Genomic DNA, 16,231 nt, shown 5'->3' with positions numbered 1-16,231 from the left:
TTAGAGAGGAGGCCGCTTCAAGTGGTGGTCGCTGGCCTCCTGATAGGCATGGCCCACGGCGAGCAAGGTCTCCTCGGCAAAGTGGGGGGCGATGACTTGCAGGCCGATGGGCAGGCCCGCGGCGGAGAAGCCGCAGGGCACGCTCATGCCGGGCAGCCCGGCCAGGTTGGTGCTCAGGGTGAACACGTCGCTCAGATACATCTGGAGCGGGTCGCCGGTCTTTTGCCCGATGCCGAAGGCCGGGGAGGGGGTAACCGGCCCCACGATGGCGTCCACTTTCTCAAAGGCCTGGTCAAAGTCGCGGCGGATCAGGGTGCGCACCTGGCCGGCCTTGCCGTAGTAGGCGTCGTAATAGCCCGCGCTCAGGGCATAGGTGCCCAGCATGATGCGCCGGATCACCTCATCGCCAAAGCCCTCGCTGCGCGTGTCCAGATACATGTCCATGAGCCCGGCCCCTTCGCGGCGCTGGCTCATGCCGTACTTCACCCCGTCGTAGCGGGCCAGGTTGGAGGAGGCCTCGGCCGGGGCGATGATGTAGTACACCGGCAGGGCGTAGTCGGTGTGAGGCAGGTTCACCTCCACCAGCTCGGCGCCCAGGCCTTCCAAAACGGCCATGGCCGCCTTGACGGTTTGTTCCACCTCGGGGTCCAGGCCCTCCACGAAAAACTCGGCGGGCACCCCCAGCTTGAGGCCCTTGACCCCGCGCCCCAGGGCGGCGGCGTAGTCGGGCACCGGCCGGGGCGCGCTGGTGGAATCGGCCGGGTCGTGGCCCGCGATAATTTGCAACACGGCGGCAGCGTCGGCCACGGTGCGGGTGATGGGCCCGGCCTGGTCCAGGGACGAGGCAAAGGCCACCAGCCCGAAGCGGCTCACCCGGCCGTAGGTGGGCTTCATGCCCACCACCCCGCAGTGGGAGGCGGGCTGGCGGATGGAGCCGCCGGTGTCGGTGCCCACGGAGAACAGGCTGGTCCCGGCGGCCACGCTGGCCGCGGTGCCGCCCGAGGAGCCGCCGGGGATGGTGTTCAGGTCCCAAGGGTTCTTGCTGGGGCCGAAGCCCGAGTTCTCGGTGGACGAGCCCATGGCGAACTCGTCCATGTTGTGCTTGCCCAGGAGCACCATGCCCGCTTCTTTGAGCCGGGCCACCAAATAGGCGTCAAAGGGCGGCACGAAGTTATCGAGGATCTTGGAGGCGCAGGTGGTGCGCACTCCCTGAGTGCAGAGCACGTCCTTTAGCCCGGCGGGCACTCCGCACAGGGGCCCGGCCTCCCCCTTGGCCCGGGCCTGGTCCGCCGCCTGGGCCTGCTCCAGGGCCATCTCGGGGGTGGTGGTTAGGTAGGCGTTTACCTTGGGCTCCACGGCCTCCATGCGGGCCAGAAGCGCCTGGGTCAGCTCCACCGAGGAGACCTCTTTGTTTTCCAAGAGCTCCAGGGCCCCCAGCAGGGTCAGCTCATGCAGTTCCATGGCCTATATCACCTTGGGCACGATGAAGCTCTGGCCGTCGCTGTCGGGCGCGTTGGCCAGGGCGCGGGCGTGGTCCAGGCCGGGGCGGGCCTGGTCCGGGCGCATGGCGCCGGTCAACTCCAATGCGTGGTTGGTGGAGGGCACCCCGCTGGTGTCCAGCTCGGCCAGCTTGTCCATGGCCGTGAGGATGTCGTTGAGCTGCTCGGTGAGCTTGGCGCTCATCTCGTCACTGAGCCTGAGCCGGGCCAGGGCGGCCACGTGGGCCACCTCCTCGGCGGTAATCTTCATGCCTGCCTCCAGGGCGTTTTAAGAGAATTTGGTTTTATCACGCGGCGGCATAACCGGCAAGGCGGCCGGAGGGCTCAGGCAAGCTCCCAGTGCTGGCCCACGGTGAGCATGGCCCGCTCCACCTCGGCGGCCAGGTTGGCCCCGGCGGCCCGGTCGATGAGCTCATCCTCGCGGTGGCCCCGGAGGGCCTTGAGCACCGCCACCACCGAGCGGCCCAGGGAGGCCTGGTCGTAGCCGCCCTCCAGGGTCATCACCACCCTGCCGGGGCAGAACTCCCGGCTCAACTCCGTAACCAGCTGGGCCATGGCCGCGAAGCCCTGGGAGGTGAGGTTCATGGAGGCCAGGGGGTCGTCCCTGTGGCCGTCGAAGCCGGCCGAGACCAGGATGAACTCGGGCCTTAGGCTTTGGGCCACGGGCAGCAGGAGGCGCTGGAAGGCCTGCAAATGCTCCAGGTCGCCCCGGCCGGGCGAGATGGGCACGTTGAGGTTGTGCCCGATGCCCCTGCCGTGGCCCACCGCGCCCACCGTGCCGGTGCCGGGGTACAGGGGCGATTGGTGGGTGGAGAAATAGGTAACGCGGGGCTCGTCGTAGAAGATGTCCTCGGTGCCGTTGCCGTGGTGCACGTCCCAGTCCACCACCAGCACCCGGCTCAAGGCCCGCTTGGTGATGAGATGGGCCGCTGCGGCGGCGATGTTGTTGTACAGGCAAAAGCCCATGGCCCGGGTGGTGGTGGCGTGGTGGCCCGGCGGGCGCACCAGGGCGAAGCCGTACTCCAGCTCGCGGGCCAACACCGCGTCGCACAGGTCGATGAGGCTGCCGGCGGCCAACAAGGCCACCTCGTGGGAGCGGGGCGAACAGATGGTGTCCGGGTCCAGGTCCATGGTCTTGCCCGCCGTGGAGGCGATGCGCGCCAAATGGCTGGGGTGGTGCACCCGCTTTAGCTCCTCCTCGGAGGCGGAGCGCAGGGGCACGTCATCCAGGTCCACCCAACCCTCCCACTGGTCGATGGCCTGATCTATGGCCGCCAGGCGGCCGCCCACCTCGCAGTGGTAAGGGCCGGTGTCATGTTCACGAAAGACCGGGTCGCGCACCACCCCCAGGCGCATTTGCCTTACTCCTTGGGCAGCTTGGCGGCGGCGGGCGGGGTCTGGCCCGGGGGGGCCAGCTCCTTGGTGGTCACTTCCACCTTTTCGGGCTTGGGGAAGAACAGCACCCGGCCGTCGTAGCTGATACCGCTTATCTCGTTGGGATTGACCTTGTCCAGTTGCCCGAAGATCTCGCTCAAGTTGAAAACCACCACCTTCTGGCCAGGCTCCAGCAGGTTCAGGTTCTTGCTCATGTGGCCGGTGCGGACGTTGTAGACCCCCACCATGTGCTCGGCGAACTTGAGCACCTTGCCCACGCCCGAGGAGTAGCCCTTCTGGTTGGGCTGGTCCGAGAAGGGCGGCAGCTTCACCCCCCGCGAGCCCAAGTACTCGCGCAGCAGGCGGTAGTGGATGCGCCACAGGCTGTCGCCGGGCCGCACCATGTAAACGCCCCAGGCGCTGACCTTCTTGTCTTGCAGGGACTTCTCGCGCACCTCGCCGCGCTGCTCCACCACCAGCTTCTTTTCGAGCTCCTCCACGGGCACCTTCTTAGCGCCCACCTGGATGCTCTCGTCGCTGCGGGCCACGGCGTCCACCGACTTGTCCAGGCCGTAGGGCTTTTTGCGGGCGTCCTGCTCCGCGCCCTGGGTGCCGTCCATCTTCACCACCGAGCCGTGTTGGCTGGGCGGAGGCGTCTTCTGGCCAGCTGCCGGGGACGACGCGGTCTTGTCAGCAGGCGGCGCGGGAGGTGGGGCAGAGGGGTTCAGGTCGCCCCAGAAGTAGTACAGGGCGCCTCCGGCGATGAAAATCGCCAGGATGGCCAAAAGCCAGGGAAGGGCGGAAGAGCCCTTGGCTTGGGGCGGTTTGCTGGGAGCGCCGAGGTCCTGGTTTGGCTTGTGGCCGTTTTCGGGTTCGGTCATGGTGCATGCCCCTTTGAATAGTTTGCCGGGCGCCAGCCTAGGCCGGCGCCCGGCGATAAGACTCAGGCTATTCTAAAGGTTTCGCCAGCATAGCCGCAAGTGGTCTTGATCGGACTTGGCGGTGAACCAACTGACCGCCACGGCCAACACGAAGGACACCGGCAGGGCGATGATGTTGGGGTCGGTGAACTGCAACAACCACCATCCCGAACCCTTGGCCGCTCCGGCCGCCAGGCTGGGGGTGTTGAAAACGGCCTGGCACAGCCCGATGGCCGCCGACTCCTTGGTGTGCACGAACAAGAGGAAGAAGAAGCTGGTGGCAAAGCCGCCCACCATGGACACGATGGCTCCGGCCCGGGTCATGCCCTTCCAGTACAGGCCCAGGAAGTAGGCCGGCAGGAAAGAGGCGGCGCACAGGCCGAAGAAGAAGGCGGTGGCCAGGGCGATGATCGAGGGCGGCAGGAACAGGCCCCAGATCACGGTGATCAGGATGGTGATGCCCACCCCGGCGCGGGTGACCCCCAGGCCGGTGCGGCCCCGGCTGCCGAAGCCCTTCTCGTAGAAGTCGCGGCCCAGGCTGGTGCCGCCCACGTGGAACTGGCTGGACAGGGTGGACATGGCCGCCGCGAACATGCCCAGCAAGAAGAGAATCTCGTACCAGTCGGGCATTACCCGGGTGATGTACAGGGGGATGATCTTGTCGATGTTGCCCCCGGCCACGGCCACCGCGATCTTGCCCAGCTGCTTGAAGAACACCACGTTTGACAGGGCGCCCACCACGAAGGCCACCCCGGTCATGATGATGATAAAGATGCCGCCGAAGAGCACCGCCCGGTTCAGTTGGCGGTCGCTGGCCACGGTCATGTAGCGCACCGCCAGCTGGGGCTGGGCCAGCACGCCGATGCCCACGCCATAGATGATGGTGGTGTAAATGACCAGCCACAGGGGCGAGAAGGGCACCGCGCCCTGGGTCCAGCCCAACATGCCCCCGGCCTTGAGCTTGGCCGGCATCTGGGGGGCCAGGTCGGTGAGCGCCTGGTGAGCGTCGGTCACCCCGCCCAGGATGTAGTAGGTGGCGATGATCAGGATGAGCATCATGATGAACATGAGGCTGCCCTGGAAGGCGTCGGTGTACATCACCGCCTTAAGCCCGCCGGTGATCACATAGAAGGCCAGGATGGCCACGAAGACCAAGAGGGCCACGTAGTAGTTGACCCCCAGGCCCACCTCGATCATGCGGCTGATGCCGATCAATACCGCCGCCGCGTAGATGGGGATGAACAAAAAGATAACCAGGCCCGCAAAGCCCTGCACGAAGCGCGACTGGAAGCGCCGCCCCAGGAGCTCGGGGAAGGTGTGGGCATCCAGGGCCACCCCCATGCGCCGGGTGCGTTTGCCGAAAAACACCATGGCGATGAAGATGCCCACGAAGATGTTGAGGAAGGTGAGCCACAACAGGGGGAAGCCGAACAGGGCCGCCGCGCCGCCGAAGCCGATGATGGCCGAGGTGGAGATGAAGGTGGCCCCATAGCTCATGGCCATGACAAAGGGGTTCATCTGGCGTCCGGCCAGCATGTAGTCGCTGGCCTGGCGGGTCTCTCGCCAACCCTTGTATCCCAGGTAAAAGACCACCACCAGATAGACCAGGGCCAAAATGATCTTGACGGTCATCGTGCCTCCTAAAGCATGTTACCGGGGCGCGGGGGCCGGACGGCGGGGGCTGGGACTACTCGCCCTTGTTCTCCGGGGCCCATTGATCAAGGTCCCGAAGCTCCTCGGTCAGCGGACCGGAATCGTTCCACTTTACAATTCCGTAGATCACGCAAAGAACCGAGGCGGCGATGCAAAGGATATAGGCCAGGGCCAGTTCCGGGCTTGCGATGCCGAGCACGGGCAACCTCCTGCATGGCGGGATAGGGAGAGCCCCGAGAGGGCGGCCCAGGGGCGGACGGGTTTGTTATTTCATGTTGCGGGGTTGGCCCACCCATTGGGTAGCTATAAAGTAGTTACATCATAAGTGGGAGCCCGGCGTCAAGTCAAGAGGAGAGGGCCATGCGTCCGGGCCTTGATTAAAAGCTCATACGTGCTACATTGTAGCTACTTACGTTGCCTAGGCGCTCACGCCCCAGCCAGATTTTTTGAAGGAGCCATCCAGATGTCAGCCGAGTTCGACCGTTTCACAGGCACTGACAAGTACATCGTTTCCCCGGAGCTTAGGGACGTGGTCAACGTGTCCATAGCCCTGGGCCGGCCCCTTCTGGTCAAGGGCGAGCCGGGCACCGGCAAGACCCTGTTGGCCCACAACATCGCCCGGGGCCTGGGCATGAAGCTGCTGGTATGGAACATCAAGTCCACCACCAAGGCCCATGAGGGCCTCTACGTCTACGACACGGTGCAGCGGCTCAACGACTCGCGCTTCGGCACCGGCGACGTGAGCGACATCAGCAACTACATCCACCTGGGCCCGCTGGGCCGCGCCTTTGACGCGGACGAGCGCCTGGTGCTTCTTATTGACGAGGTGGACAAGGCGGACCTGGAGTTCCCCAACGACCTGCTCAACGAGCTGGACGAGATGAGCTTCCATATCCCGGAGACCGACGAGCGGATCAGCGCCAAGAACCGCCCCATCGTGGTCATCACCTCCAACTCGGAAAAAGAGCTGCCCGACGCCTTCCTCAGACGTTGCGTGTTCCACTATATCGAGTTCCCGGAAGAACAGCTCATGACCGACATCGTGGGGGTGCACTACCCGGACCTGGAGAAGAAGCTGCTCAAAGAGGTGCTCAAGCGCTTCTATTGGCTCAGGCAAATCGAAGGCTTCCGCAAGAAGCCATCCACCAGTGAGCTGCTGGACTGGATCCAGGCCCTGTTGGCCGGGGGCATGAGCCCGGACAAGGTGGCCAAGGAACTGCCCTTCGCCGGGGCGCTGATCAAGAAGGAGCAGGACCTGGAGGTGCTGGAGGCCGCCCTTAGCCGGGCCGGCGGACCGGCCGCCCGCATGGGCCTGCGCTCGCGCTACTAGGAGAGGGCCCGGTGCCGCGCTGCCCCTGGGCCGGGGACGACCCGCTCTACCAGGACTACCACGACCATGAGTGGGGCGTGCCCCTGCACCACGAGCAACGCCACTTCGAAATGCTGATCCTAGAGGGCTTTCAGGCCGGGCTGAGCTGGCTGACCATCCTGAAGAAGCGCGAGAACTTTCGGGCCGCCTTTGACGGCTTCGACCCCAACAAGGTGGCGGCCTACGGCCCGGAGAAGATCGAGGCCCTGATGCAGGACGCGGGCATCGTGCGCAACCGCAAAAAGATCGAGGCGGCGAAGGCCAATGCCAAGGTTTTCCTGGCCATCCAGAAGGAGTTCGACTCTTTCGACCATTACATCTGGTCCTTTGTGGAGCACAAGCCGGTGCAGCATGCTTATAAAAAGCTCAGCGACGTACCGGCCTCGGACGAGACCTCCAAGGCGATATCCAAGGACCTGAAAAGGCGGGGCATGAACTTCGTGGGGCCCACCATCATCTACGCTCACATGCAGGCCATCGGCATGGTCAACGATCATCTGGTGAGCTGCCCGCGCCACGGCGAGCTGCAAGCAACCGGAGCCCAGGTTTAGCCCGATGTTTCTGAATCTCTTCTATACCCTCCGCACTCTCAAGGTGCCGGTGTCCATCACCGAGTGGATGACCCTGATGCAGGCCATGGACCAGGGCTATGCCCAGGGCAGCCTGAACGACTTCTACCACCTGGCCCGGGCCATCCTCATCAAGTCCGAGGCGTTCTACGACCAGTACGACCAGGCCTTTGCCCACGTTTTCAAGGACGCGGAGCTGCCCCCGGACATTCGCCAGGAGATCATGGACTGGCTGGCCGACCCCCTTAACCGGCTGGAGCTGGACGAGGAGGAGATGGCCAAGATCAAGCAGATGGATTTGCAGGAGTTGCTGGAGGAGCTGGAGAAGCGCCTGCAAGAGCAGGACGAGCGACACGACGGGGGAGGGCGCTGGATCGGCACGGGAGGCACCAGCCCCTTTGGCCACTCCGGGGCCAACCCGGCGGGCATCCGCATCGGCGGGCCCGGCGGCGGGGGCCGCGCGGTGCAGATCGCGGCGGCGCGGCGCTTCAAGAACTACCGCACCGACGTGACCCTGGACGTGCGGCAGATGAAGATCGCCCTGAAGAAGCTCAGGCGCTTTGCCAAGGAAGGGCCCGAGGACTTCCTGGACCTGGACGCCACCATCGACAAGACCTGCAAGGAAGGCGGCGAAATCGAGCTGGTCTTCACCCGCGAGCGCAAGAACACGGTCAAGGTGCTGCTCCTCATGGACTCGGGCGGGTCCATGAACCCCTACGCCCGGCTGGTGGACCGCCTGTTCAGCGCGGCGCACCAGATGAGCCACTTCCGCGACTTCAAGGCCTACTACTTCCACAACTGCGTTTACCAGGACGTCTTCAAGGACATCTACACCTCCGAGGACGTGCCCACCGGCAGCCTGCTGAAAAACCTCTCGGGCGACTACAAGGTGATCATCGTGGGCGATGCCTTCATGTCGCCCTCGGAGCTGGTGAGCGTGGGCGGGGCTATTGACTTCTACTACCACAACGACCTCCCAGGCCTGGAGTGGCTGGAGCGCATCGCCGACCACTTCCGCTACTGCGTCTGGCTAAACCCCATGCCCGAGCGGGCCTGGCAGCACCCCACCATCGCCACGGTGCGCAAGGTGTTCCCCATGTTCCCGCTGACCCTGGACGGTCTGGAAGAGGCGGTGAAGGCCTTGATGGTGCGGCACTAGGGCGGCGCTGCAAAAGTAGATCAGGCGAGGGCGGGGTTGGTCCCCGCCCTTTGATTTTGGTTGCCGGGTGGCGGGGGTGGGACACCAGCGCCTGGTGCCTACAGAGATTGCCGCGTCGCGGCAAGGCCGCTCCTCGCAATGACAAGGCTTGTCATGGCGAGCGAAGCGAAGCAATCTCTGTCCGCTAGGAAGTGGTTGGGAAAGTAAAAAACCTAACGTTCCCTGTTGCCCCCGATAGCTGTGCTATCGGGGTGGCGCAGCCACAAGAAATCCGGCGTTAACCGCGTCACGCTGCGGCAAAGATTTCTTGTCGCGCCGCTACGCGCCGCGACCTCGACAGGCAAGCTGTCGGGGCCAGCAGACTAAATTCTCTCTTCCCTTATTCCCAACTTCTTAACTCTTCTCGCCCCATCTACAAACACCCCACGTCCCCCACCAACCCGATCTGTGATACAAAGAAAGGGCTTCCCCGCTACTCTGAATGAACAGCGGCACCCGAGGTTCCGAGCATGAGCGCATCGCCTCCCACCCCCCTGCCGGGGGACAAGACCGGCTCCGCCTGGTTCTCCATCTCCCTGCGCCTGGTCATTCCGGCGGTGCTCACCATCATTCTCTTCACCATCGCCATCTTCTTCATCATCCTGCCCGGCTTCGAGGACCAGGTTCTGGAGCGCAAGCGCGAGACCTCCCAGGGCCTCACCCAGATGGCCTGGAACACCCTGGAGCACTACCACACCCTGGAGGAGCAGGGGGTGGTGAGCCGGTCCCAGGCTCAGGAGCTGGCCAAGGCCCAGCTACGCGCCCAGCGTTTCGGCCCAGGCGGCAAGGACTACTTCTGGATCAACGACCTCGCCCCGCGCATGGTCATGCACCCCTATCGCCAGGATCTGGAGGGCGCGGACGTGTCCGGCTTCAGCGATCCCTCTGGCAAGCGGGTGTTCCAGGACGTGGTGGCAACGGTGAAGAAAAACGGGGCCGGATACGTGGACTACCTTTGGCAGTGGCAGGACGACCCCAGCCACATCGTGCCCAAGGTGAGCTACGTGAAGCTGTTCAAGCCCTGGGGCTGGGTGGTGGGTACCGGCATCTATCTGGAGGATGCCCGGGCCGAGATCCAGGGTATGACCAGCCGCCTGACCACCATCGCCCTGATCATCCTGGGGGTGGTGGCCCTGTTGGTGTTCTTCATGGTGCAGGAGGGCCTGCGCTCCGAGCGCCGCCGCCGCCAGGCGGAGTACGGCCTGCGCCACTCCCAGGGCATGCTGGAACTGGTCATGGACAACATCCCCCAGCTCATCTTTTGGAAGGACAAGGACGGGGTGTATTTGGGCTGCAACCGGGGCTTCGCGGCCGAGGCGGGCCTGGACGACCCGGCCGAGATCGTGGGGCTCAGCGACCGCCAGGTGCCCTGGGACCAAGAGCACGCGGCAGAGCAGCGGCAGCGGGAACGGGAAGTCATGGCCAGCGGCGCGGCCGAGCTGCACGGCGAGGAGCGCCACGGCCAGGCCCAGGGCGGTTCGCGCTGGATGGACGTCAGCCGCATCCCCCTGCGCGAGCCTGGCGGCGAGGTGCGGGGCATCCTGTGCACCCAGGAGGACATCACCCAGCGCAAGGAGATGGAGCACCTGATGCGCCTCCAGGACAAGATGGCCTCCCTGGGGCGCATCGCCGCGGGCATGGCCCACGAGATCCGCAACCCGCTCTCGGGCTTCAACATGTACTTGAGCGCCCTGGAGGGCCTGGAGCCCGGCGACCCGAGGCGGGGAGAGATCCTGGGCAAGCTCAAGGCCGCCTCGTCCAAGATCGAGACAGTGATCAAGCAGGTGTTGGACTTTGCCCGGCCCGGTGCGCCCCGCCTGGCCTGGGGCCAGGTGAACCGGGTGATCATGGAGGTGGTGGAGCTTTCCAGCGTGACCCTGCGCAAGGCGGGCGTCAGCCTGGACACCCGGCTGGAGAAGAACCTGCCTTTGTGCTTTGTGGACGCCCAGCTTTTGGAGCAGGTGCTGCTCAATTTGGTGACCAACGCGGTGCAGGCGCTCAAGGACTGGCCCAAGGACAAGCGCATCCGCCTTAGCTCGGCCCTGGACAAGGAGCGCATCATCATCATGGTGGAGGACTCGGGCCCCGGCGTGCCCGAGGAGGTGGCCGAGCGCATCTTCGACCCCTTCTTCACCGAGCGCAAGGACGGCCTGGGCATCGGGCTGAGCTTGTGCCACCGCATCATCAGCGACCACGGCGGCAGCCTCAGCGTGCGCCGGGGGGCCTGGGGCGGGGCCTTGTTCACCATCGTCATCCCGGTGGACGTATACTACGGGTACGACAGTCACGGCTAAGGGGCGCGCATGATCACCTACAGCATATTCGTGGTGGACGACGAGGAGTCCATCCGGGACGCGGCCGAGCTGGGCCTCACTGATTACGAGGTGCAAACCTTCGCCACCGGCGAGGAGGCGGTGGCCGCGGCGGAGCGCCAGGCCCCGGACCTGATCCTGCAAGACATCGGCCTGCCGGGCATGGACGGGGTGGAGTGCCTGCGCCGCATCAAGGCCATTGCGCCCGAGGTGCTGTTCATCATGATCACCGCCTACGAGGACGTGGACACCGTGGTGCGGGCCATGCGCTCCGGGGCCCACGACTACGTGGTCAAACCGCTGCATTTGGAGACGCTCAAGAGCAAGATAGACAACGCCCTGGAGACGATCCGCCTGCGCAAGGAGGTGCGGGCCATCCAGAAGCGCTATCTGGAAGAGAACCTGCCTCTGTTCATCGGCGAGAGCAACAGCATCCAGAGCGTGATGGAGTTCGTGACTCGGGTGGCGGCCAGCCCGGACATGCCGGTGCTCATCCTGGGCCAGACCGGCACGGGCAAGGAGCTGATCGCCGGGGCCATCCACTACCAGAGCCCCAACTTCCAGGGCCCCATGGTCACCCTGAACTGCGCGGCCATCCCGGCCGAGTTGATCGAGTCCGAGCTGTTCGGCTACGAGCCCGGTGCTTTCTCCGGGGCCAAGCCCGGCGGCAAGGCGGGCCTGCTCGAAAAGGCAGCGGGCGGCACCTTGTTCCTGGACGAGGTGGGCGAGCTTAGCCTAGAGGCCCAGGCCAAGCTGCTCCGCTTTCTGGACTCGGGCGAGTATTACCGGGTGGGCGGCAGTGAGCCCCGCAAGGCCAAGGCCAGGGTGGTCTCGGCCACCAACCGCGACCTGGGCGCCATGATGGACCAGGGCCGCTTCCGGCGCGACCTCTACTTCCGTTTGGCCATGGTCAAGGTGGAATTGCCCTCCCTGGAGCGGCGGCCCGAGGACATCCTGCCCATTGCCCGCCACTTCTTGCACGAGTTCAACCAGAAGTACGAGCGCGCCTTCACCGGCCTGGAGCCCGAGGCCGAGGCCTGGCTGCAAGGCCGCGCCTGGCCGGGCAACGTGCGCGAGCTAAAAGGCGTATTGGAGCGCGGGGTGCTCATGGGCCGCGAGCCCCTGCTCACCTTGGCTGCCTTGGACCCCGGGGGCGAGGCCGCGCCCAGCGTGGCGGCGGGGCAGGGGCTGCCCGCCCTGGAACCGGGCGGCTTGGCACTGGAGGAGGTCCTGCGCGATACGGAGCGGGCCTATTTCGAGCGCGCCCTGGCCATGAGCCAGGGCAACGAAAGCAAGGCCGCCGAGCTGTTGGGCATGAACTATCACACCTTCCGCTACCGCAAGAAAAAGCTCCTGGGCGACTGAGCTGCCGCCAATCGCTTCCCGCTAAAAGTAGAAAATTTTCTATTTTGAGGTGAGGATTTCTCTAGAATCAGGCCCGTCGCGGACATTTCCCCTTTACGTCCAAAGCCATAACATTGCGTAATTAAATGTAAAAGCCATTTTGCTCCCTCCTGGCACACGGCTTGCTTTGTAAAGAGGCCGCAAGGGCTATTAGTCAGGAACCAGGCAAGGAGGGGCGGGCATGGCACAGAACAAGAACCGGGGCTGGAGCGTCACCATGGCCGGGTTGGGCATCAACCTGGCACTGGGCATTCTCTACACTTGGAGCATCTTCAAGCTGGCCATCAAGGAGTCGATCCAGGCCGGCGACGGACGCTTCGACTGGAGCTTGGCCTCGCTCAACGACCCTTACGCGGTCTGCTGCCTGGTCTTCGCCTTCACCATGGTCATCGCGGGCCGGGTGCAGGACAAGGTGGGCCCCAAGCTCACGGCCATGATCGGCGGCATCCTCACCGGCCTGGGCCTCCTGTGGATCAGCCAGAGCACCTCCCTGGCCTCCTGGGTGTTGGGCTTCGGGGTGATGACCGGCGCGGGCCTGGGCTTCGGCTACGCCTCGGCCACCCCGCCGGCCCTGAAGTGGTTCCCGGCCAGCAAGACCGGCCTCATCGCCGGGCTGGTGGTATCGGGCTTCGGCCTGGCCTCGGTGTACATCGCGCCCCTAGCCAATTACCTCATCGGCAACTACGGCCTGTCCAGCGCCATGCTGGTCTTTGGCGGCGGCTTCATGGTGGCGGTCTGCCTCCTGGCCCAGTTCCTGGTCAACCCGCCGAAGGGCTTCAAGCCCGTGGAGGCCGCGCCCACGGCCAAGGCGAACAAGGCCAAAAGCTCGGGTCTGGACTTTTTGCCCATGGAGATGATCCGCAACCGCAATTTTCAGGTGATGTGGTTCATCTTCGCGGTGGCTTCCGGCGCGGGCCTGATGATCATCGGCAACGTGGCCGGCATGGCCAAGGCCTCCATGGGCGAGTATGCCTGGGTGGTGGTGGCCCTGATGGCGGTGGGTAACGCGGGAGGCCGCATCGTGGCCGGAACCCTGTCGGACAAGATCGGGCGCACCCAGACCCTGTGCATCATGCTCACCTTCCAGGCCCTGATCATGTTCAGCCTGTTCATGATGGGCAAGCAGCAGATCGTGGTGCTGGTCCTGGCGGCCGCGCTCATCGGCTTCAACTACGGCACCAACCTCAGCCTGTTCCCCTCTGCCTGCAAGGACTACTTCGGCCTTAAAAATTTCGGGGTGAACTACGGCATCCTCTTCTCGGCCTGGGGCGTGGGCGGCTTCATCCTGCCCCGGGTGTCCCAGATGATCGTGGCCAGCACCGGCTCCTTCAGCACCGCCTACCTGGCCGCCGGCATCCTGCTGGTGTTCTGCGCGGGCATGACCATGGTGGTGGAGAAGCCCGAGGCGGCCGCCGAGCGCGCCGAGCAGCGGGCCGCGGCCCAGGCCGCCCAGCGGGAACGCGCCCGGGCCTTCGCCCGGTTGCTGCCCTCCCAGGCGATGGCCCGCCGCAAGTAATAAGCGAGAGCCCGGGCACGAGGGGGAATGGGGAAGCTCCTCCGCGTTGGCCGGTAAAAATGGACCGGGAGCCACAGGGGCTCCCGGTCCTCCCTTTTGGGGGGGCTGCTTTTGCCGGCCGGGGCCTGGAGGGCGGCGTCTTTCCAGGTGTACTCGATGGGCAGGGCGCTGACAGGCGGCAAAAAGGGGCCGGCCACAAGGCCGACCCCTGGTGTTGTTTGGCTGGCCCGCCAGGATTCGAACCTAGATAATCAGCTCCAAAGGCTGACGTCCTGCCGTTAGACGACGGGCCATTAAGGACTATCGATTGTACCAGCCTCAGCCACGGAGGCAAGGTTTGAAGGGAGCTTTGGCGGTGTGGTCGCCCTAGGCCAGCTCGCCGGCCACCTCGTTGATCCAGCCCAGGGCCGCGATCATGGAGGGGAAGCCGATGGTGGGCAGGGCCAAGAGAGCGGCGTGGCGCACCTCCTCCACGCTGAAGCCGTCCTCCAGGGCCTGGCGGGCCTGGCTCTTCACCGCGCCGCGCGAGACCGTGGCCACGGCCAGGCCCAGCTTGACCAAATGCATGGAGCGCGCGTCCAAGGGGCCGGCCTCCTTGCATTGCACGCCCAGTTTTTCGAAGGTCTCGGCCACCTGGGGGAAGTTCTCGATAAAGTCGGTGTAAGGCTTGGGTAGGCTCATGTCGTTTCTCCTTGCCGCCTGATGGGCCAGTGCTGTCCTTGGCTCCATGTTGTGGGCCTCGCGGCGGCTTGTCAAGCCAAGGGGCCGTGGGCCTCCAGATACTCCAGCGCGCTGCCCTGGAAGACCATGCGCCCGTTCTCGATCAGCGCCACGTGGCTCATGTAGGGCAGCATCTCGCCGGGGTAGTGGGTAACGCCCACCAGGGTGACGCCCTCGCCGGCCAGGCGGGCCAGCAAGGCGCCGACCTCGGCCCGGGCGGGCGCGTCCAGCCCGGCCAAGGGCTCGTCCAAAAGCAACAGGCGCGGCTGGTTGATCATGGCCCGCGCGATGAGGATTTTCCTGAGCTGACCGTAGGACAAGGTGGTGATGTCGCGCTCGGCCAGCTCGCTCAGGCCCCAGCGCTCCAGCCACTCACGTGCGGCTTGCAAATGGGCCGGGTCGGGCAGGCGCACCGCGCCCACGCTGCCGCTGAGGCCCGAGGCCACGGTTTCCGCCCCGCTCTGGGAGTGCATGTGGCGGCTTTGCCAGGCGGCGGAGACCAGGCTGACCCGGGTGCGCAGGCTTTGCAGATTGCGCCGTACCCCCCGGCCGAACCAGGCCACCGATCCACCCAGGGCCGGGCGCAGCTCTCCGGCCAAAAGGCGCAAGAGCGTGGTCTTGCCCGCGCCGTTGGGCCCCAGCACCAGCCAGTTGGAGCCGGGCGCTATCTCCCAGTCCAGGCCGCGCAGGATGAGCTGGTGCTCCACGTATACCTCGGGAGCCTCCACCCGCACCAGGAAGGGCTCGCCGTTGTCCACGGGCGGGGCAGGGGTCGCGCTCTGGTTTGCGGCGGCCGGCACCAGATCCACGCCGCCCGAGGCCAACACCTGGTCCAAGGGCCCCTGGGCCGCGATGCGGCCTTGCTCCAGGATCAGGGCGTGGCTGGTGCCCGGGGCCAGTTCGCTGCCCCGGTGGGTGGCGTAGAGCAGCTGGGTGCCGCTGTCGGCCACCTTGCCCAGCATGGCCAGCAATCGGGCGCGGGAGGGCGCGTCCAGGCCCTCGCAGGGCTCGTCCAAAATAAGCAGGCGGGGCCGGCTGACCAGGGCGCGGGCGATGAGCACCTGCTTGGCCTGGCCCTGGGACATGGTGAGGATGTCGCGCTCGGCCAGGTGGGTGAGCTCCAAACGGGCCAGCACCTCCTGGGCCCGCTCCCACTGCACCGGGGCCGGGTCGGAGTAGAGCAGGTGGCTGCCGGTGAGCCCGCTGACCACCACCTCCAGGCCGGTGAGGCTCCAGTTCTTGTGCTGGTACTGGGCCAGCAGCTCGCTGGAGACCAGGCTGGTGTGCTCGCGAAAGGAGAGGGGGCTTGTGGTGAGGCGGCCGTCCACCAGAAAGCGGCGGCGCTGGCGGCTCTCGGGCAAGGGCCACAGCTCGCCGCGCACCAGGCGCAGAAAGGTGCTCTTGCCCGCGCCGTTGCCGCCCAACACGGCCCAGTGCTGGCCCTGGGGCAGCCGCCAGGTGAGATCATGGAGCAGGGTGGTGCCGCCCAGGGCGCAGCTTACCCGCTCCAGCTCCACCAGGGGCGGTTCTATGTTTGGTTTAGAGGGCGTCATGCCCTGTGGTCTTATCAGAGCCTGGAGGCTTGCGCTACAGGTCGGCCGCGCTGACCTCGTGGGCCTCTTGCCGTCCCGCGCCCTGCCAGTCCTTGGCCAGCTTCACGCCGGCGGCGAGGGCTTTTTTGTTGAGGGCCTCGGTTC

At 65.6% G+C, this 16,231-nt stretch carries 14 protein-coding genes and 1 tRNA gene; 6 read left to right on the top strand and 9 right to left on the bottom strand.

Annotated features, from left to right (window positions below):
• The 6 genes from gatA to KQH53_19870 all read right to left on the bottom strand — a co-directional run bounded on the left by gatA (window position 1) and on the right by KQH53_19870 (window position 5,645).
• A complete protein-coding gene (gene gatA / locus KQH53_19895) occupies window positions 1-1,461 on the bottom strand; it encodes an Asp-tRNA(Asn)/Glu-tRNA(Gln) amidotransferase subunit GatA (GenBank protein MCB2228947.1) in 1,461 nt (486 codons plus the stop codon).
• A 3-nt stretch (window positions 1,462-1,464) separates the two neighbouring features.
• A complete protein-coding gene (gatC, locus tag KQH53_19890; GenBank protein MCB2228946.1) occupies window positions 1,465-1,749 on the bottom strand; it encodes an Asp-tRNA(Asn)/Glu-tRNA(Gln) amidotransferase subunit GatC in 285 nt (94 codons plus the stop codon).
• A 74-nt stretch (window positions 1,750-1,823) separates the two neighbouring features.
• Window positions 1,824-2,855, bottom strand: a complete 1,032-nt coding sequence (locus KQH53_19885; protein ID MCB2228945.1) for a histone deacetylase — start codon at window positions 2,853-2,855, stop codon at window positions 1,824-1,826.
• 5 nt (window positions 2,856-2,860) lie between these two features.
• Window positions 2,861-3,754: a hypothetical protein gene (locus KQH53_19880; protein MCB2228944.1), complete on the bottom strand. Its 894-nt coding sequence runs from the start codon at window positions 3,752-3,754 to the stop codon at window positions 2,861-2,863.
• Between the two features lie 72 nt (window positions 3,755-3,826).
• On the bottom strand, window positions 3,827-5,425 hold the full coding sequence (locus KQH53_19875) for a sodium/solute symporter (GenBank protein ID MCB2228943.1): 1,599 nt from the start codon (window positions 5,423-5,425) through the stop codon (window positions 3,827-3,829).
• A gap of 55 nt (window positions 5,426-5,480) precedes the next feature.
• A complete protein-coding gene (locus KQH53_19870) occupies window positions 5,481-5,645 on the bottom strand; it encodes a hypothetical protein (GenBank protein MCB2228942.1) in 165 nt (54 codons plus the stop codon).
• A 264-nt stretch (window positions 5,646-5,909) separates the two neighbouring features.
• Here KQH53_19870 and KQH53_19865 point away from each other — a divergent pair, with 264 nt between their 5' ends.
• The 6 genes from KQH53_19865 (at window position 5,910) to KQH53_19840 (ending at window position 13,814) form a co-directional block, all read left to right on the top strand.
• A complete protein-coding gene (locus KQH53_19865; GenBank protein MCB2228941.1) occupies window positions 5,910-6,776 on the top strand; it encodes a MoxR family ATPase in 867 nt (288 codons plus the stop codon).
• An 11-nt stretch (window positions 6,777-6,787) separates the two neighbouring features.
• Window positions 6,788-7,366: a DNA-3-methyladenine glycosylase I gene (locus tag KQH53_19860; GenBank protein MCB2228940.1), complete on the top strand. Its 579-nt coding sequence runs from the start codon at window positions 6,788-6,790 to the stop codon at window positions 7,364-7,366.
• 4 nt (window positions 7,367-7,370) lie between these two features.
• Window positions 7,371-8,543, top strand: a complete 1,173-nt coding sequence (locus tag KQH53_19855) for a VWA domain-containing protein (protein MCB2228939.1) — start codon at window positions 7,371-7,373, stop codon at window positions 8,541-8,543.
• 509 nt (window positions 8,544-9,052) lie between these two features.
• Window positions 9,053-10,876 (top strand): cache domain-containing protein, encoded by a 1,824-nt coding sequence (locus tag KQH53_19850; GenBank protein ID MCB2228938.1) that lies wholly within the window; start codon window positions 9,053-9,055, stop codon window positions 10,874-10,876.
• Between the two features lie 9 nt (window positions 10,877-10,885).
• Window positions 10,886-12,259 carry a sigma-54 dependent transcriptional regulator gene (locus KQH53_19845; GenBank protein MCB2228937.1) on the top strand — a complete coding sequence of 458 codons (1,374 nt, stop codon included), beginning with the start codon at window positions 10,886-10,888 and terminating at the stop codon, window positions 12,257-12,259.
• A 220-nt stretch (window positions 12,260-12,479) separates the two neighbouring features.
• A complete protein-coding gene (locus tag KQH53_19840; GenBank protein MCB2228936.1) occupies window positions 12,480-13,814 on the top strand; it encodes an OFA family MFS transporter in 1,335 nt (444 codons plus the stop codon).
• 219 nt (window positions 13,815-14,033) lie between these two features.
• Here the strand turns inward: KQH53_19840 and KQH53_19835 are convergent.
• From KQH53_19835 to KQH53_19825, 3 genes are all read right to left on the bottom strand, one after another.
• Window positions 14,034-14,107: transfer RNA gene (locus KQH53_19835), tRNA-Gln, on the bottom strand.
• A gap of 73 nt (window positions 14,108-14,180) precedes the next feature.
• On the bottom strand, window positions 14,181-14,495 hold the full coding sequence (locus KQH53_19830) for a carboxymuconolactone decarboxylase family protein (GenBank protein ID MCB2228935.1): 315 nt from the start codon (window positions 14,493-14,495) through the stop codon (window positions 14,181-14,183).
• A gap of 71 nt (window positions 14,496-14,566) precedes the next feature.
• A complete protein-coding gene (locus tag KQH53_19825) occupies window positions 14,567-16,087 on the bottom strand; it encodes an ATP-binding cassette domain-containing protein (GenBank protein ID MCB2228934.1) in 1,521 nt (506 codons plus the stop codon).
• Window positions 16,088-16,231 lie beyond the last annotated feature (144 nt).

The sequence above is a fragment of the Desulfarculaceae bacterium genome (genome assembly GCA_020444545.1).
Taxonomy (GTDB): Bacteria; Desulfobacterota; Desulfarculia; order Desulfarculales; family Desulfarculaceae; genus Desulfoferula.
Note: the sequence above shows the minus strand (reverse complement) of the source record. Positions and strands in the feature narration are given on the sequence as shown.